17 protein-coding genes are annotated in these 16,893 nt (G+C 70.2%); 13 read left to right on the top strand and 4 right to left on the bottom strand.

What is annotated here, in order from left to right; translation table 11 throughout:
• Positions 1–3: 3 nt before the first annotated feature.
• The gene (locus ACZ42A_RS10010) at positions 4–699 is read left to right on the top strand and encodes a demethylmenaquinone methyltransferase (RefSeq protein WP_468526659.1); all 696 of its coding nucleotides are present in this window, start codon (positions 4–6) and stop codon (positions 697–699) included.
• Here ACZ42A_RS10010 and ACZ42A_RS10005 read toward each other — a convergent pair.
• Positions 686–1,048, bottom strand: a complete 363-nt coding sequence (locus ACZ42A_RS10005) for a PASTA domain-containing protein (protein ID WP_468526658.1) — start codon at positions 1,046–1,048, stop codon at positions 686–688. The two genes, ACZ42A_RS10010 and ACZ42A_RS10005, sit on opposite strands and share 14 nt — an antisense overlap.
• Positions 1,049–1,132: 84 nt before the next feature.
• A complete protein-coding gene (locus ACZ42A_RS10000; protein WP_468526657.1) occupies positions 1,133–1,639 on the bottom strand; it encodes a GNAT family N-acetyltransferase in 507 nt (168 codons plus the stop codon).
• 97 nt (positions 1,640–1,736) lie between these two features.
• Here ACZ42A_RS10000 and ACZ42A_RS09995 point away from each other — a divergent pair, with 97 nt between their 5' ends.
• Entirely contained in the window at positions 1,737–3,026 is a 1,290-nt protein-coding gene (locus ACZ42A_RS09995; protein WP_468526656.1) for a geranylgeranyl reductase family protein, read from the top strand.
• On the opposite strand, the gene ACZ42A_RS09990 is transcribed toward ACZ42A_RS09995, so the two are convergent.
• Both ACZ42A_RS09990 and ACZ42A_RS09985 read right to left on the bottom strand, forming a co-directional pair.
• On the bottom strand, positions 2,992–4,155 hold the full coding sequence (locus tag ACZ42A_RS09990; RefSeq protein WP_468526655.1) for a Cmx/CmrA family chloramphenicol efflux MFS transporter: 1,164 nt from the start codon (positions 4,153–4,155) through the stop codon (positions 2,992–2,994). The two genes, ACZ42A_RS09995 and ACZ42A_RS09990, sit on opposite strands and share 35 nt — an antisense overlap.
• A 318-nt stretch (positions 4,156–4,473) precedes the next feature.
• Positions 4,474–5,322 (bottom strand): C40 family peptidase, encoded by an 849-nt coding sequence (locus ACZ42A_RS09985; protein WP_468526654.1) that lies wholly within the window; start codon positions 5,320–5,322, stop codon positions 4,474–4,476.
• 716 nt (positions 5,323–6,038) lie between these two features.
• Here ACZ42A_RS09985 and ACZ42A_RS09980 point away from each other — a divergent pair.
• Genes ACZ42A_RS09980 through nuoK form a run of 11 tightly spaced genes read left to right on the top strand, consistent with a single transcriptional unit; the run spans position 6,039 to position 16,889 of the window.
• Entirely contained in the window at positions 6,039–6,398 is a 360-nt protein-coding gene (locus ACZ42A_RS09980) for an NADH-quinone oxidoreductase subunit A (protein WP_007383963.1), read from the top strand.
• 13 nt (positions 6,399–6,411) lie between these two features.
• On the top strand, positions 6,412–6,966 hold the full coding sequence (locus ACZ42A_RS09975) for a NuoB/complex I 20 kDa subunit family protein (protein WP_030174336.1): 555 nt from the start codon (positions 6,412–6,414) through the stop codon (positions 6,964–6,966).
• Positions 6,963–7,724: an NADH-quinone oxidoreductase subunit C gene (locus tag ACZ42A_RS09970; protein ID WP_468526653.1), complete on the top strand. Its 762-nt coding sequence runs from the start codon at positions 6,963–6,965 to the stop codon at positions 7,722–7,724. Before ACZ42A_RS09975 ends, ACZ42A_RS09970 begins: the two co-directional genes overlap by 4 nt.
• Positions 7,721–9,043, top strand: coding sequence for an NADH-quinone oxidoreductase subunit D (locus tag ACZ42A_RS09965; RefSeq protein ID WP_468526652.1), 1,323 nt, complete (start codon positions 7,721–7,723; stop codon positions 9,041–9,043). The genes ACZ42A_RS09970 and ACZ42A_RS09965 overlap by 4 nt, the downstream gene beginning before the upstream one ends.
• Positions 9,040–9,900 (top strand): NADH-quinone oxidoreductase subunit NuoE, encoded by an 861-nt coding sequence (nuoE, locus tag ACZ42A_RS09960; RefSeq protein WP_468526651.1) that lies wholly within the window; start codon positions 9,040–9,042, stop codon positions 9,898–9,900. The genes ACZ42A_RS09965 and nuoE overlap by 4 nt, the downstream gene beginning before the upstream one ends.
• Positions 9,900–11,249, top strand: a complete 1,350-nt coding sequence (gene nuoF / locus ACZ42A_RS09955; RefSeq protein ID WP_468526650.1) for an NADH-quinone oxidoreductase subunit NuoF — start codon at positions 9,900–9,902, stop codon at positions 11,247–11,249. Before nuoE ends, nuoF begins: the two co-directional genes overlap by 1 nt.
• Positions 11,246–13,750, top strand: coding sequence for an NADH-quinone oxidoreductase subunit G (locus ACZ42A_RS09950; protein WP_468526649.1), 2,505 nt, complete (start codon positions 11,246–11,248; stop codon positions 13,748–13,750). Before nuoF ends, ACZ42A_RS09950 begins: the two co-directional genes overlap by 4 nt.
• Complete coding sequence (gene nuoH, locus ACZ42A_RS09945; RefSeq protein WP_468526648.1) at positions 13,747–15,111, top strand: NADH-quinone oxidoreductase subunit NuoH; 1,365 nt, start codon at positions 13,747–13,749, stop codon at positions 15,109–15,111. The genes ACZ42A_RS09950 and nuoH overlap by 4 nt, the downstream gene beginning before the upstream one ends.
• Positions 15,104–15,754: an NADH-quinone oxidoreductase subunit NuoI gene (nuoI, locus tag ACZ42A_RS09940; RefSeq protein ID WP_468526647.1), complete on the top strand. Its 651-nt coding sequence runs from the start codon at positions 15,104–15,106 to the stop codon at positions 15,752–15,754. Before nuoH ends, nuoI begins: the two co-directional genes overlap by 8 nt.
• Positions 15,751–16,593, top strand: coding sequence for an NADH-quinone oxidoreductase subunit J (locus ACZ42A_RS09935; protein WP_468526646.1), 843 nt, complete (start codon positions 15,751–15,753; stop codon positions 16,591–16,593). Before nuoI ends, ACZ42A_RS09935 begins: the two co-directional genes overlap by 4 nt.
• Positions 16,590–16,889, top strand: coding sequence for an NADH-quinone oxidoreductase subunit NuoK (gene nuoK / locus ACZ42A_RS09930; protein WP_043503202.1), 300 nt, complete (start codon positions 16,590–16,592; stop codon positions 16,887–16,889). Before ACZ42A_RS09935 ends, nuoK begins: the two co-directional genes overlap by 4 nt.
• Positions 16,890–16,893 lie beyond the last annotated feature (4 nt).

Genomic DNA, 16,893 nt, shown 5'->3' with positions numbered 1-16,893 from the left:
GCCGTGACCCGCGCATCCCTGGACAAGCAGCCGCACGAAGTCGCCTCGATGTTCGACGACGTGGCGGACCGGTACGACCTCACCAACGACGTGCTGTCCCTCGGTCAGGCCCGGGGGTGGCGCAAGGAAGTCGCCCGGGCCGTCGACGCGCGGCCCGCGCAGAAGGTGCTGGACCTGGCCGCCGGTACGGCGACCTCGTCCCTGCCCTTCACCCGCGCCGGCGCCTATGTCGTCCCCTGCGACTTCTCCCTCGGCATGCTCCAGGTGGGCAAGCGCAGGAACCCGTGGCTGCCGCTGACCGCGGGGGACGCGACCCGGCTGCCGTTCAAGGACGACGTCTTCGACGCCGTCACCATCTCCTTCGGGCTGCGCAACGTCCAGGACTTCGACGCGGCGCTGCGCGAGATGTACCGGGTGACGCGCCCCGGCGGACGGGTCGTGATCTGCGAGTTCTCGCAGCCGACCTGGGCGCCCTTCCGCACCGTCTACACCGAGTACCTGATGCGGGCGCTGCCGCCGGTGGCCCGCGCGGTGTCCTCGAACCCGGAGGCGTACGTCTATCTCGCCGAGTCCATCCGCGCCTGGCCCGACCAGGCGGGGCTGGCCGAGCGGCTGAAGGGCGCTGGCTGGTCGCGGGTGGCGTGGCGGAACCTCACCGGTGGTGTGGTGGCGCTGCACCGCGGGTTCAAGGAGAGCTGAGCGCACTCAGCTCGGGTGGAGCCTCCGGTGTGGTCAGCTCGCGGCGCATGCCGCCGTGCGGCGGGCCGGGGACGCGGGGCTCGCGGACGCCCGAACCGCCGCCGCCCTCGCCGAAGTCGAACCAGACGGTGACCACGGCGCCGCGCGGGATCTCCGCACCGGCCGGCGGGTACTGCCGTACGACGTAGTCGACGACGGTGCGGTGGAAGTCCGGCCGGTCGGGCGCGTCGAGCCGTACGCCGTGGGCCTCGGCCGCGGCGCGGGCGTCGACGGCCATGAGACCGACGAGCCGGGGCACGCGCGCTTCGGGTGTCTTGGGCGGTATGGGTGGTATGCGCACAGATGTCACCCCCAGCGGTACTCGAAGGGTAACCGCCCGGGGGTGCCGTCCGGAAGCGTCAGGTGTCTGTCCGTAGCCGAAGATGACTCTCTGTCACAGATCCAGGCGGTAGCAGTGGCCCTGCTGCTCCGACTCGGGCGTCGTGTAGGTCTCGGCGAGACGCATGCCCAGCCGCCGGGTCACCGCGATCGAGCGGGTGTTGCGGGCGTTCACCATGGCGACCACGCTCGGCACGCCCGCCGCGCGGACCCGCTCCAGCGTCATCTGCGCCGCCGCGGTCACATAGCCCCGGCCCCAGTGCTCCCGGCCCAGCCGCCAGCCGATCTCGATCTCCCCGGCCGGACCCCACTCGCGCGGCCACGGCTGGGCGCCGGTGAAGCCGATGACCCGGTCGTCCTCGTCCAGCATCGTCCACAGACAGAAGCCGAGTTCGGCGTCGTGCTTGCGCTGGCGGGCGGTCAGCTCCTCGTAGACGGACAGCTCGGCGGACCGGCCGCCGTGGAACTCCATGACGTCCGGGTGGTCGAAGACCCGGTGCCAGGCGACGGCGTCCTCGTCGGTGGGGACGCGCAGCCGTACCACGGGGAGCGTTCTGTTCACGGGGCAGCCCTTCAGCCGGTTGATCAATTCTGCTGAATAGACTGCCCATGTCCAGTGCCGGTCGGCACGCAGATTTCGAACTTGGGGAGATCCCGCCGTGACCGAGCCCCTCCTCTCCGACAACACCGCCGACGTGATCGTCGTAGGCGCGGGGCCGGCCGGCTCCACGACCGCGTACCACCTCGCCAAGGCGGGGCTCGACGTCCTGCTGCTGGAGAAGACCGAGTTCCCGCGCGAGAAGGTGTGCGGCGACGGGCTCACCCCGCGCGCGGTCAAGCAGCTCGTCGCGATGGGCATCGACATCTCGGAAGAGGCCGGCTGGCTGCGCAACAAGGGCCTGCGGATCATCGGCGGCGGCGTCCGGCTCCAGCTGGACTGGCCGGATCTCGCCTCCTTCCCCGACTACGGCCTGGTCCGCAAGCGCGACGACTTCGACGAGCAGCTGGCCCGGCAGGCGCAGAAGGCGGGCGCGCGGCTGTACGAGCGCTGCAACGTCAGCGGGCCGGTCATCGACGACCGCACCGGCCGGATCACCGGCGTCACCGCCAAGCTCGGCGAGGAGAAGCGCGAAGTCACCTTCCACGCGCCGCTGGTGGTCGCCGCCGACGGCAACTCCACCCGGCTGTCCCTGGCGATGGGCCTGCACCGCCGTGAGGACCGGCCGATGGGCGTCGCGGTCCGGACGTACTTCGAGAGCCCCCGCCACGACGACGACTACCTGGAGTCCTGGCTGGAGCTGTGGGACCGGCGCGGCCCCGGCGAGGACCGGCTCCTGCCCGGCTACGGCTGGATCTTCGGCATGGGCGACGGCACGTCGAACGTCGGCCTGGGCGTGCTCAACACCTCCGACTCCTTCAAGGAGCTGGACTGGCGGGAAGTCCTCAAGGCGTGGTGCGCGTCCATGCCCGAGGACTGGGGCTACACCCCCGAGAACATGACCGGCCCCATCCGCGGCGCCGCCCTCCCCATGGCCTTCAACCGCCAGCCGCACTACACGCGCGGCCTGCTGCTGGTCGGCGACGCCGGCGGTCTGGTGAACCCGTTCAACGGCGAGGGCATCGCCTACGCCATGGAGTCCGGGCAGATCGCCGCCGACGTCATCGTCCAGGCGCACGCGCGGGCCACGCCGGCCCAGCGGGAGATCGCGCTCCAGCGCTACCCGCGCGTGCTCAAGGACACCTACGGCGGCTACTACACCCTCGGCCGCGCCTTCGTGAAGCTCATCGGCAACCCGAAGGTCATGAAGATCGCGGCCCAGCGCGGGCTCACCCACCCGATGCTGATGAAGTTCACCCTGAAGCTGCTCGCCAACCTCACGGACCCGACGGGCGGCGACGCGATGGACCGCATCATCAACGGGCTGTCGAGGGTGGCGCCGAAGGCCTGACCCTGCCGCGCCGCCCCGTGGCGGTGATCGCGACACCGACCGCGGCGAGGGCGGCGCTGACCCAGGCGGCGGCGCGCTGCTCGCCCGTCGCCGCGGTGGCCGCCCCGGCCAGCAGGGGTCCGGCGAACGCGCCCACGTTCAGCGCGACGGTGGCGAACGAGCCGCCCAGCGCGGGCGCGTCGGAGGCCACCCGCAGCACCCGGTTCACCAGCGCCGAGCCCACCCCGAAGGACAACGCGCCCTGGACGGCGGCCAGGAGGAACAGCGGCACGGCGGCGCCGCCGGCCACGGCCAGCAGCGCCCAGCCGGCCGGCAGCGCGACCAGGGCGCGACGGACAAGTCGGCCGTCGCCCCGGCGGCCGGCCGCGGTCACCCCCAGGAAGGCACCCGCCCCGAACGCCGCCAGCAGCCCGGGCACCGCGACGTCGGGCAACCGCGCGACGTCCGTGGCGATGACGGCCAGGTAGGCGAAGGTCGCGAAGGTCGCCCCGTTGACGACGGCGGCGAGCGCCAGCGCCGACCGCACAGGGCGTTCCGCCAGCACCCGAATCTCCCGGCGGACGGAGACCTCGGCGTGGCCGGCCGCGCCGGCGGGCGCCGAACGGAACACCAGCGCCAGCGCGGGCAGACACAGCGCGGCCACCGCCCAGAAGACCGCGCGCCAGCCGGCCCGCTCCCCGAGCAGCGCCCCCGCGGGCACCCCGGCGACACACGCGAGCGTGACCCCGGACAGCAGAACGGCGGTCGCCCGGCCCTGCTTCTCCGGGACGACGAGGGAACGCGCGACGGACATCGCGACCGCGAGGAAACCGGCGTTGACGACCGCGGCGACGATCCGGGTGCCGAACAGCACCGCGAAGTCCTCCGTGACGGCGCCGACGACATGTACGGCGACGAAGGCCGCGAGGAACCCCGCCAGCGCCCGGCGGCGGGGCCAGCGCGCGCTCCAGGCGGCCATCACCGGCGCGCCGACCACCATCCCGACCGCGTACGCGGACGTCAGGCTCGCGGCGGCGGCCACCGGCACGGACAGGTCACGGGCGATGCCCGGGACGAGACCGGACAACATGAACTCGGAGGTTCCCTGGGCGAAGACGGCGAGGCCCAGGACATGGATGAACACAGGCAAGGAGTCGACTCCAGCGTGAGCGTGCGGGCAGGGGCATCCGCGCGCTGGGACCACGGCCCACACACGCGGAGCGCGTGTCCGGCCGCCGGAGGCGGGGTCGACGAAGAAGGAGAGGGGCTTGTTCAGCCCGCGGACCGCCGCCGGGCGACCGGCGGCTCCGCTCTGTCGGACTCGGGGTTCATCACGCGAGGCACGCTAGGCCATGACTGTGCCGGGCTCAACCGAATTGGCGGGACCCGTGCATGGCGCGACCGTGCGTGCCGGAAGGGCCGCTGCCCCCGAGCGGCTGCGGCCCTTCCGTACGGCGAGGGAGCCGGACTACAGGACGCGGACCGCGCCCGACGCCGGGTAGCCGGAGAGGTCCTGGATGACGACGCCCTTGGAGGGGTTCGCGGCGTCCAGGTACTGGCCGTTCCCGATGTACACACCCACGTGGTACGCGGAGCCCTTGCCGCCCCAGTAGAGGATGTCGCCGACCTGGATCTGGGACAGCGGGATGTCGGTGCCCACCATCGACTGGTCCTGCGACACGCGCGGCAGGTCCACACCGACCTGGCGGAAGGCGGCCTGGACGAGGCTGGAGCAGTCCCAGGCGTTCGGGCCGGTGGCGCCCATGACGTAGGCGTCGCCCAGCTGGGCCTTGAGGAAGGAGATGACCGTCGCGACGCTGCCGCTGGCGGGCGCGGAGACGGACGGGGCGGAGGCGTCGGCGGAGACGTCGGCGGACGCGGAGAGCGTGGCGCGCTCGGCGTCCCGCGCGGCGCGCTCGGCGGCGGCCCGGCGCGCGGCCTCCTCGGCCTTCTTCTTGGCCTCGGCCTTCTTCTTCGCCACGGCGAGGTCGGCCTTGGCCTCCTTGGCGGCCTTGGCGGCGGCCGCGTCACGCTCGGCCTGCAGCTCGTAGTTCGCGGCGGCCAGCTCCGTGGCGTCCGCGGACTCGGCGACCTGGGCGGCCAGGTCGTCCGTCAGGGTGGGCAGTTCGATGGTCTGCGTCACCGGTTCGGCGGCGTTCGCCGACCCCGAGGCACCGGCCACTGCCACGGTGCTGAGGATGCCACCGGCAACTCCGGCCCGCATCGCGATCTTCGACGCGCTGCGGCGGGGCTTCCGGTGGCTGCGTATGTGAGCGGTGTGGGACATGAGAACAACCGGTATCAGGGGCTCCTTCATACCTTCAAGAAACGTGGTCTGCGCCACAGTTGTTCAATCCGGCCTCTGAAACCCCGGCGTCACACTCCTTATTGACGCCGTAACGGACATTGCGGACCCACCCTCTCAAGCCTGTGATCATGGGCTTTCGCTGTTACGCCCGAATTGCCCGCCGCCTACCACTGGTTGGGGTGGTTGGCCAAGCCCGCTTCTCAGGACCCTCTCATGAATGTGGCGGAGGTCACGGAACGGTTACCGCTGGGGGTGCGTCTCGCGTGCGGATCGGCGGCCGGCGAGCTCGTGAACGCGTGCACGCGTCCACACCTCGCCCCGTGTCTCCTTCCGAGGTGTGAACGGCGCCCTCTATCAAGAGATCCAGTCCAGCGCCAATTTGCATGCGCGGGAAGTCTCTTGATATTGAGACGCCCCTCGCGAGCTGCGCCGACGAGCGAAAATGTCACCAGAGGTGATCAGTCTGACGCTTCGCGTACGAAGATCACCGCTCATACGACTTCATGATCCTTCGTCAGGTGGTGGAGATCACAAAGCTTGTGGAATACCCCGTGTCGCAGATCACAGAGCGGCGGGCATAAGATGCGAGGCAGTTGGGCTTGTGACCTGCTTCACATGTTCTCGATCTTCGCCGGGACCAACGGGGTTCGTGGGACTGGTGGGGCGGATGTGAGCCCGATGCACAACCGCCAGCAGTCAGTGCCGACTGAGAGGAGCGAGGAGCGGTGAACGCGTATGCGCCCATCCTCGTACTGGGAGCCCTCGGGGCAGGCTTTGCGATCTTCTCCGTGGTCATGGCCACGCTGATCGGTCCGAAGCGGTACAACCGCGCCAAGCTCGAGGCCTACGAGTGCGGTATCGAGCCGACCCCCACGCCGGCCGGCGGCGGGCGCTTCCCCATCAAGTACTACCTGACGGCGATGCTCTTCATCGTCTTCGACATCGAGATCGTCTTCCTCTACCCCTGGGCCGTCACCTTCGACGCCCTCGGGGTTTTCGGGCTCGTGGAGATGCTGCTCTTCGTGCTCACCGTCTTCGTCGCCTACGCCTACGTCTGGCGGCGCGGCGGCCTGGAATGGGACTGAGGGGCCTTTAGTCATGGGACTCGAAGAAAAGCTGCCGAGCGGCTTCCTGCTGACCACCGTCGAGCAGGCCGCCGGGTGGGTGCGCAAGGCGTCGGTCTTCCCCGCCACCTTCGGCCTCGCCTGCTGTGCCATCGAGATGATGACCACGGGCGCCGGGCGCTACGACCTGGCGCGCTTCGGCATGGAGGTCTTCCGCGGCTCCCCGCGCCAGGCCGATCTGATGATCGTCGCCGGGCGGGTCAGCCAGAAGATGGCGCCGGTGCTGCGGCAGGTCTACGACCAGATGCCGAACCCCAAGTGGGTGATCTCCATGGGGGTCTGCGCCTCCTCGGGCGGCATGTTCAACAACTACGCGATCGTCCAGGGCGTCGACCACGTCGTCCCCGTCGACATCTATCTGCCCGGCTGCCCGCCGCGGCCCGAGATGCTGATGGACGCCATCCTCAAGCTCCACCAGAAGATCCAGAGCTCCAAGCTCGGGGTGAACGCGGAGGAAGCGGCCCGCGAGGCGGAGGAAGCGGCGCTCAAGGCCCTGCCGACGATCGAGATGAAGGGGCTGCTGCGGTGAGCGACGCGAACGGCACCCACGGGGCGAACGGGGCGAACGGGGTGAACCCCGAGAAGGACCTCTCCGCCTCCAACCTCCCCGGCCAGCGCGGCCAGGGCGGCGAGGAGATCCGCGTCCAGCGCGGCATGTTCGGCGCCGAGAACGGCGGCGACACCTCCGGCTACGGCGGCCTGGTCCGCTCGGTCCGGCTCCCGGGACCGGCGAGCCGCCCCTACGGAGGCTGGTTCGACGAGGTCGCCGACGAACTCGAGGGCGCGCTGGAGGAACAGGGCCTGCTCCCCGAGAACGCCATCGAGAAGACGGTCGTCGATCGTGACGAGCTGACCTTCCACATCGAGCGCGAGCACCTGGTCCGCGTCGCCCGCACCCTGCGCGACGACCCGGCCCTGCGCTTCGAGCTGTGCACCGGCGTCAGCGGCGTCCACTACCCGAACGACAAGGGCCGCGAGCTGCACGCCGTCTACCACCTGCGCTCGATCACCCACAACCGGCTGATCCGCCTCGAAGTCAGCGCTCCCGACAGCGACCCGCACATCCCGTCGCTGGTCTCCGTCTATCCGACGAACGACTGGCACGAGCGCGAGACGTACGACTTCTTCGGCATCGTCTTCGACGGTCACCCGGCCCTGACGCGGATCATGATGCCGGACGACTGGCAGGGCCATCCGCAGCGCAAGGACTACCCCCTCGGCGGCATCCCCGTCGAGTACAAGGGCGCCCAGATCCCGGCTCCGGACCAGCGGAGGTCGTACTCATGAGCACACAGCACGCAACTCCGCGCGAGACCACCGAGGGCACCGTCTACACGGTCACCGGCGGCGACTGGGACGAGGTCGTCCAGTCCGCGGCCCGCGCGGACGACGAGCGCATCGTCGTCAACATGGGCCCGCAGCACCCCTCCACCCACGGAGTGCTCCGCCTGATCCTGGAGATCGAGGGCGAGACGGTCACCGAGGCCCGCTGCGGCATCGGCTATCTCCACACCGGCATCGAGAAGAACCTCGAGTACCGGACCTGGACGCAGGGCACCACGTTCGTGACGCGCATGGACTACCTGACGTCCTTCTTCAACGAGACCGCCTACTGTCTCGCCGTCGAGAAACTCCTCGGCATCGAGGACCAGATCACCGAGCGCGCCAAGATCATCCGAGTGCTCCTGATGGAGCTGAACCGGATGTCCTCCCACCTGGTCTGCATCGCCACCGGCGGGATGGAGCTGGGCGCTACCACGATCATGATCTACGGATTCCGTGATCGTGAAATGATTCTCGACATCTACGAGCTCATCACGGGCCTGCGGATGAACCACGCGTACATCCGCCCCGGCGGACTCGCCCAGGACCTGCCGCCCGGCGCGGTGGACCAGATCCGCGAGTTCGTGAAGAAGATGAAGAAAAACCTCCCGGAGTACGACAAGCTCGCCACCGGGAACCCCATCTTCAAGGCCCGCATGCAGGACATCGGCTACCTCGACCTGGCTGGCTGCATGGCCCTCGGTGCCACCGGCCCGATCCTGCGCTCCACCGGCCTGCCGCACGACCTGCGCAAGGCGCAGCCGTACTGCGACTACGAGACGTACGACTTCGACGTCCCGACCACCGACAGCTGCGACGCCTACGGCCGCTTCCTGATCCGCCTGGAGGAGATGCGCCAGTCGCTCAGGATCGTCGAGCAGTGCCTGGACCGGCTCCAGCCCGGCCCGGTCATGGTCGCCGACAAGAAGATCGCCTGGCCCGCCCAGCTCGCGCTCGGCCCGGACGGTCTCGGCAACTCCCTCGACCACATCAAGAAGATCATGGGCACCTCCATGGAGGCCCTGATCCACCACTTCAAGCTGGTCACCGAGGGCTTCCGCGTCCCGCCGGGACAGGCCTACGCGGCCGTCGAGTCGCCCAAGGGCGAGCTGGGAGTGCACGTCGTCTCCGACGGCGGCACCCGTCCCTACCGGGTCCACTTCCGCGACCCGTCCTTCACCAACCTGCAGGCCATGGCGGCGATGTGCGAGGGCGGCATGATCGCCGACGTCATCGTCGCCGTCGCGTCCATCGACCCCGTGATGGGAGGCGTCGACCGGTGACCACCTCTTCTTCGGAGCGAGGCGTCAGCCTGGGCATGCCCGAGCTGCCCGCGCCCGACTACCCGGACGACGTTCGAGCCCGGCTCGAACGGGATGCGCGGGAGATCATCGCCCGCTACCCGGACTCCCGGTCCGCCCTCCTGCCGCTGCTGCACCTGGTGCAGTCGGAGGAGGGCCATGTCACGCGCACCGGGATGCGGTTCTGCGCGGAGATGCTCGGCCTGACGACGGCCGAGGTCACCGCGGTCGCCACCTTCTACACCATGTACCGGCGCAAGCCCTCCGGCGACTACCAGGTGGGCGTCTGCACCAACACCATGTGCGCGGTGATGGGCGGCGACGCGATCTTCGAGGCGCTCCAGGAGCACCTCGGTGTCGGAAACGGCGAGACCACCGACGACGGCAAGGTCACCCTGGAGCACATCGAGTGCAACGCGGCCTGCGACTACGCGCCGGTCGTGATGGTCAACTGGGAGTTCTTCGACAACCAGACCCCGGACAGCGCCCGGCACCTTGTCGACGACCTGCGCGCGGGCCGGCCGGTCACGCCCACGCGCGGGGCGCCGCTGTGCACCTTCAAGGAGACCGCGCGGATCCTGGCCGGCTTCCCCGACGAGCGGCCAGGGGCCGTCGAGGCAAGCGGCAGTGCGGGACCGGCGTCGCTGGTGGGCCTCCGCCTGGCCAAGGGAGAGGCCGCACCGGCGCGCGTGGTCCATCCGCGCGGTGAGGCGCCCCGCGACGAGCCCCCGCACGAGCCGTCGCCGACGGAGCACCTGAGCTCCCACGACGCGCCGCAGTCCACATCGGCCTCCGACCCCGCCAACCCCAGCGGGCCTGTTGCCGAGGAGGGGGAGTGATGACCGTGGTACCCGAACTGAAGGACACCAGCCCCGAGAAGCTGCTCGCACCTGTGCTGTCGGCCTTCTGGGACGAGGACCGGGCCTGGACTCTGGACGTCTACCGAAGGCACGAGGGGTACGAGGGACTCCGCAAGGCGCTCGCCATGACGCCGGACGACGTGATCGCGTACGTCAAGGACTCCGGTCTGCGCGGGCGCGGCGGCGCGGGATTCCCGACGGGGATGAAGTGGCAGTTCATTCCCCAGGGTGATGGAAAACCGCACTATCTAGTTGTCAACGCCGACGAATCGGAGCCCGGGACGTGCAAGGACATCCCGCTCCTGTTCGCGAACCCGCACAGCCTCATCGAGGGCATCGTCATCGCGTGCTATGCCATCAGGTCGTCGCATGCCTTCATCTATCTGCGTGGTGAAGTCGTCCCCGTTCTGCGGCGGTTGCACGAGGCCGTGCGCGAGGCCTACGCGGCGGGCTACCTCGGCGAGAACATCCTGGGCAGCGGACTCGACCTCGAACTCACCGTGCACGCCGGCGCCGGCGCGTACATCTGCGGTGAGGAGACCGCGCTCCTCGACTCGCTCGAAGGCCGCCGTGGTCAACCGCGGCTGCGTCCCCCCTTCCCTGCCGTCGCGGGCCTCTACGCGTGCCCGACTGTCGTGAACAACGTCGAGTCGATCGCGTCGGTTCCCGCCATCCTGAAAAACGGCAAGGACTGGTTCAGGTCGATGGGCAGCGAGAAGTCCCCGGGCTTCACGCTCTACTCGCTCAGCGGCCACGTGGCGAACCCCGGCCAGTACGAGGCCCCGCTCGGCATCACCCTGCGCCAGCTGCTCGACATGAGCGGCGGGATGCGGCCCGGGCACCGGCTGAAGTTCTGGACGCCCGGCGGCTCCTCGACGCCGATGTTCACCGACGAGCACCTCGACGTCCCGCTCGACTACGAAGGCGTCGGCGCCGCCGGTTCCATGCTCGGCACCAAGGCCCTGCAGTGCTTCGACGAGACGACCTGCGTCGTCCGCGCCGTCACCCGCTGGACCGAGTTCTACGCCCACGAGTCCTGCGGCAAGTGCACCCCGTGCCGCGAAGGCACCTACTGGCTGGTGCAGTTGCTGCGGGACATCGAGGCCGGCAAGGGCGCGATGAGCGACCTCGACAAGCTGGCCGACATCGCCGACAACATCAACGGCAAGTCCTTCTGCGCCCTCGGTGACGGTGCCGCCTCGCCGATCTTCTCCTCGCTGAAGTACTTCCGCGAGGAGTACGAGCAGCACATCACGGGCCGCGGCTGCCCCTTCGACCCGGCCAAGTCGACGGCCTGGGCCGATCACCGCACGGAGGTGAACGCATGACCGTGACCACCAGCGCTCCCACCGACGGGGGAGAGGCGGCGGTCCCGCCGGAAGAGCTCGTGACGCTGACCATCGACGGCGTCGAGATCAGCGTGCCCAAGGGCACCCTGGTCATCCGCGCCGCCGAGCAGCTCGGCATCGAGATCCCGCGGTTCTGCGACCATCCCCTCCTCGACCCGGCCGGCGCCTGCCGCCAGTGCATCGTCGAGGTCGAGGGCCAGCGCAAGCCGATGGCGTCCTGCACCATCACCTGCACCGACGGCATGGTGGTGAAGACCCAGCTGACCTCGCCGGTCGCCGAGAAGGCCCAGTACGGTGTGATGGAGCTGCTGCTCATCAACCACCCGCTGGACTGCCCGGTCTGCGACAAGGGCGGCGAGTGCCCGCTGCAGAACCAGGCCATGTCGCACGGGCAGGCCGACTCCCGTTTCGAGGGCAAGAAGCGGACGTACGAGAAGCCGGTGCCGATCTCCACACAGGTGCTGCTCGACCGTGAGCGGTGCGTGCTGTGCGCGCGCTGCACCCGGTTCTCCAACCAGGTGGCGGGCGACCCGATGATCGAGCTGATCGAGCGGGGCGCCCTCCAGCAGGTCGGCACCGGCGAGGGCGACCCCTTCGAGTCGTACTTCTCCGGCAACACCATCCAGATCTGCCCGGTCGGCGCGCTCACCTCGGCGGCGTACCGGTTCCGCTCCCGCCCCTTCGACCTGGTCTCCTCGCACTCCGTGTGCGAGCACTGCGCCGGCGGTTGCGCCACCCGCACCGACCACCGGCGCGGCAAGGTCATGCGGCGGCTGGCCGCACCGGACCCCGAGGTCAACGAGGAGTGGATCTGCGACAAGGGGCGCTTCGCGTTCCGCTACGCCCAGCAGCGCGACCGCCTGGAGACGCCGCTGGTTCGCAACGCCGACGGTGTCCTCGAGCCCGCGTCCTGGCCGGAGGCCCTGGAGGCGGCGGCGCAGGGGCTGCTGGCCGCGCGCGGCCGGACCGGAGTGCTGACCGGCGGCCGGCTCACCGTCGAGGACGCGTACGCGTACAGCAAGTTCGCGCGCGTGGCGCTCGACACCAACGACATCGACTTCCGCGCGCGCGTGCACAGCGGCGAGGAGGCCGACTTCCTCGCCGCGCGGGTCGCGGGCCGCGGCCGCGACCTGGACGGTACGGGCGTCACGTACACCTCCCTGGAGAAGGCCCCGGCGGTGCTGCTGGCCGGGTTCGAGTCCGAGGAGGAGGCGCCCGGCGTCTTCCTGCGGCTGCGCAAGGCCTGGCGCAAGCACGGCCAGAAGGTGTTCTCGCTGGCCACCCACGCCACCCGGGGCCTGGAGAAGGCGGGCGGCACGCTGCTGCCGGCCGCGCCCGGCACCGAGACCGAGTGGCTGGACGCGCTCGCGAGCGGCGTCGGCCTGGAGGGCGACGGTGCCCGGGCCGCCGAGGCGCTGCGCACCGAGGGCGCGGTGATCGTCGTCGGCGAGCGGCTCGCCGGAGTCGCCGGAGGCCTCACCGCCGCCGTACGGGCCGCCTCGGCGACCGGCGCGCGGCTGGCGTGGATCCCGCGGCGGGCGGGGGAGCGCGGGGCCGTCGAGGCCGGTGCGCTGCCGTCGCTGCTGCCGGGCGGGCGTCCGGCCACCGACCCGCGCGCGCGGGAGGAGGTCGCCGCCGCCTGGGGCGTCGCCGAACTCCCGCACCGCTACGGCCGCGACACCGGCCAGATCGTGGAGGCGGCCGCCATCGGAGAGCTGGGCGCGCTGGTCGTCGCGGGCGTGGAGGTCGCGGACCTGCCGGATCCGGCACGCGCGCGTGAGGCGCTCGCCGAGGTCGGCTTCCTGGTCTCGCTCGAACTGCGGCCCAGCGAGGTGACCCGGCACGCGGACGTCGTCCTGCCGGTCGCCGCGGTCGCCGAGAAGGCGGGCACCTTCCTCAACTGGGAGGGCCGGGTGCGGTTCTTCGAGGCCGCGCTCAAACCCGACCAGATGATCCGGCGCCTCGCGCCCACCGACGCGCGCGTGCTCCAGATGCTCGCCGACGCCATGGACGTCCACCTGGGCCTGCCCGATCTGCGCACGGTCCGCGCGGAACTGGACCGGCTCGGCGCCTGGGACGGCCCGCGGGCCACCGAGCCGCTGGAGACCGCGGCCCCCCTGCCCCGGCCCGCCGCCGGGGAGGCGGTGCTCGCCGGGCACCGGCTGCTGCTCGACCAGGGCGTCCTCCAGGAGGGCGACGAGGCCCTGGCCGGTACCCGGCACGCCGCACACGCGCGCCTGTCGGCCGCCACGGCCGCCGAGGCCGGCGTCGAGAACGGCGACGCGCTCGCGGTGACCGGCCCCGCCGGAACCGTCGAACTGCCGCTGGAGATCACCGAGATGCCCGACCGCGTGGTGTGGCTGCCGCTGAACTCCACCGGCGGCGGCGTCGCCTCCGACACCGGGGCGCTGCCCGGCTCCCTCGTCCGCATCGGCCCGGCGACGATGACCGCCGACGCCCCCCAGGAGGTGGAGGCATGAGCCCGTACCTCGCCGCTGAAGACCTCTCGATGTTCGGCCACGACCCCTGGTGGCTGGTCGTCATCAAGGCGGTCTTCTGCTTCGCCTTCCTGATGGTGACCGTGCTGTTCTCCATCGTCTGGGAGCGCAAGGTCGTCGCCTGGATGCAGCTGCGCATCGGGCCCAACCGGCACGGCCCCTGGGGCATGCTCCAGTCGCTCGCCGACGGCATCAAGCTGATGCTCAAGGAGGACATCGTCGTCAAGCGCGCGGACAAGGTGGTCTACGTCCTCGCGCCGATCGTCGCGGCCATCCCGGCGTTCATGGCGATCGCGGTGATCCCCTTCGGCCCGGCCGGCAACGAGATCTCGATCTTCGGCCAGCGGACCACGATGCAGCTGACCGACCTGCCCATCGCGATGCTCTACATCCTCGCGGTCGCCTCGGTCGGCATCTACGGCATCGTGCTGGCGGGCTGGAGTTCCGGATCGACGTATCCGCTCCTCGGCGGACTGCGCTCCTGCGCGCAGATGATCTCGTACGAGATCGCCATGGGCGCCGCGTTCGCCTCGGTGTTCCTCTACTCCGGGTCGATGTCGACCTCGGCGATCGTCGAGGCCCAGCAGGACCGCTGGTACATCATCCTGCTGCCGGTCTCCTTCATCATCTACATCGTCACGATGGTCGGCGAGACCAACCGTGCCCCCTTCGACATGCCGGAGTCCGAGGGCGACCTGGTCGGCGGCTTCAACACCGAGTACTCGTCGATCAAGTTCGCGATGTTCATGCTCGCCGAGTACGTGAACATGGTGACGGTCTCGGCCGTGTCCGTGACGCTCTTCCTCGGCGGCTGGCGGGCCCCGTGGCCGGTCAGCACCTTCTGGGAGGGCGCGAACCACGGCTGGTGGCCGATGCTCTGGTTCGTCGTCAAGGTGCAGCTGCTGCTGTTCTTCTTCATCTGGCTGCGCGGCACGCTCCCACGGGTCCGCTACGACCAGCTGATGAAGCTCGGCTGGAAGGTCCTCATCCCGGTCTCCGTGGTCTGGCTGATGCTCGTCGCCACCGTGCGGACGCTGCGGAACGAGAACTACGACTTCGCCGACATCGCCCTGTACGTGGGCGGCGGCGTCCTCGCCCTGCTGCTGCTCTCCTTCGTCGCGGACTTCTTCCGCGACCGCGTCAGGCCGGCCGAGGCACCCGCCAAGGCCGCCCCCGCCTTCGACCCGATGGCGGGCGGGTTCCCCGTGCCGCCGCTGCCGGGACAGGAACTGCCGCCGGTGCCGCGGCGCCGCTCGCGCCGCGAGCGGGAGCTGATTGTCAGTGGTGGCCCCGATACTCAGAGTGACGGATCTCTGGATGGAAAGGAGGCGTCCGATGGCTGAGGAGCCGAAGGAGGCCGGGCACACGTCGCCCGGTTTCCAGAACCCCGTGGCCGGCTTCGGCGTGACCTTCAAGGCCATGTTCAAGAAGCGGCTCACCGAGCAGTACCCGGAGCAGAAGAAGACCACCGCTCCGCGCTTCCACGGACGGCACCAGCTCAACCGCCATCCGGACGGTCTGGAGAAGTGCGTCGGCTGCGAGCTGTGCGCCTGGGCCTGCCCCGCCGACGCCATCTATGTGGAGGGCGCGGACAACACCGACGAGGAGCGCTACAGCCCGGGCGAGCGGTACGGGAGGGTGTACCAGATCAACTACGCCCGCTGCATCCTGTGCGGCCTGTGCATCGAGGCGTGCCCCACCCGCGCGCTGACCATGACCAACGACTTCGACCTGGCCGACTCCAGCCGCGCCAACCTGATCTACACCAAGGAACAGCTGCTGGCCGGCCTCGAAGAGGGCATGGTCGACACCCCGCACGCCATCTACCCGGGGATGGACGAGCAGGACTACTACCGGGGCCTGGTGACGGAGGCCGCGCCCGGCACCGAGCGCCAGGTCGCCCACTCCAAGGGCGAGGTCGTCCAGGAGGCCGACTCCACCTTCGGAGGGACGGAACCGGCGTCGGAGAAGGTGATCGGGCGATGACCGAGCAGCTCGCCGCCTACTCCACCTCCACCGGAGAGGCCGTCCAGTTCTGGATCCTCGGCACGGTCGCGGTGATCGGCGCCCTGTGCACCGTCTTCATGAAGAAGGCCGTGCACAGCGCGCTCTGCCTGGCCGGCACGATGATCGTCCTGGCGGTGTTCTACCTCGCCAACGGCGCCTACTTCCTGGGCATCGTGCAGATCGTCGTCTACACCGGCGCGATCATGATGCTGTTCCTGTTCGTGGTGATGCTCGTCGGTGTCACCGCGGCGGACTCCCTGAAGGAGACCATCAAGGGCCAGCGCTGGCTGGCCCTGCTGTGCGGCCTCGGCTTCGGCATCCTGCTGATCGGCGGCATCGGCAACGCCTCGCTGCAGGAATTCAACGGCCTCGGAACGGCCAACGCGGGCGGCAACGTCGAGGGCCTGGCGGCCCTGATCTTCACCAAGTACGTCTTCGCCTTCGAACTCACCGGCGCCCTGCTGATCACGGCCGCCGTCGGCGCCATGGTGCTCACCCACCGCGAGCGCACCGAGCGCGCCAGGACCCAGCGGGAGCTGGCTGAGCAGCGCGTCCGCGAGGGCAAGCACCTCCCGCCGCTGCCCGCGCCGGGTGTCTACGCCCGGCACAACGCCGTGGACATCGCGGGTCTGCTGCCCGACGGCACCCCGTCGGAGCTCACCGTCAACAAGACGTTGCGCGAGCGCGGCCAGATCAGGGACGTCTCGGCGGAGGCGCTCAACGACCTGCGGGCGCTGGAACAGCGCGCGGAGGAGCGCCTGGAGCGGACCGGGATCGAGCCGGCGACCTTCAAGCGGACCGAGGAGGCGTCGAAGTGAACCCGGTCAACTACCTGTATCTCGCGGCTCTGTTGTTCGCGATCGGCGCCACCGGCGTGCTGATCCGGCGGAACGCGATCGTGCTGTTCATGTGCGTGGAGCTGATGCTCAACGCCTGCAACCTCGCCTTCGTCGCGTTCTCCCGGATGCACGGCAACCTCGACGGACAGATCATCGCCTTCTTCACGATGGTCGTCGCCGCCGCGGAGGTCGTGGTCGGGCTCGCGATCATCGTGTCGCTGTTCCGTGCCCGCCACTCGGCCTCGGTCGACGACGCCAGTCTGATGAAGCTCTAAGGGG

It is taken from the genome of Streptomyces sp. NPDC030838, from assembly GCF_055572035.1.
The sequence above is the reverse complement of the archived record's forward strand: the minus strand, read 5'-3'. Positions and strand labels throughout refer to the sequence as shown.

Coding starts and splice junctions, on each gene's coding strand:
- nuoH (WP_468526648.1), top strand. CDS start 13,747: ATGAGCCCGTACCTCGCCGCTGAAGACCTCTCGATGTTCGGCCACGAC.
- ACZ42A_RS09935 (WP_468526646.1), top strand. CDS start 15,751: ATGACCGAGCAGCTCGCCGCCTACTCCACCTCCACCGGAGAGGCCGTC.
- nuoI (WP_468526647.1), top strand. CDS start 15,104: ATGGCTGAGGAGCCGAAGGAGGCCGGGCACACGTCGCCCGGTTTCCAG.
- ACZ42A_RS09965 (WP_468526652.1), top strand. CDS start 7,721: ATGAGCACACAGCACGCAACTCCGCGCGAGACCACCGAGGGCACCGTC.
- ACZ42A_RS09950 (WP_468526649.1), top strand. CDS start 11,246: ATGACCGTGACCACCAGCGCTCCCACCGACGGGGGAGAGGCGGCGGTC.
- nuoF (WP_468526650.1), top strand. CDS start 9,900: ATGACCGTGGTACCCGAACTGAAGGACACCAGCCCCGAGAAGCTGCTC.
- ACZ42A_RS09985 (WP_468526654.1), bottom strand. CDS start 5,322: ATGAAGGAGCCCCTGATACCGGTTGTTCTCATGTCCCACACCGCTCAC.
- ACZ42A_RS09975 (WP_030174336.1), top strand. CDS start 6,412: ATGGGACTCGAAGAAAAGCTGCCGAGCGGCTTCCTGCTGACCACCGTC.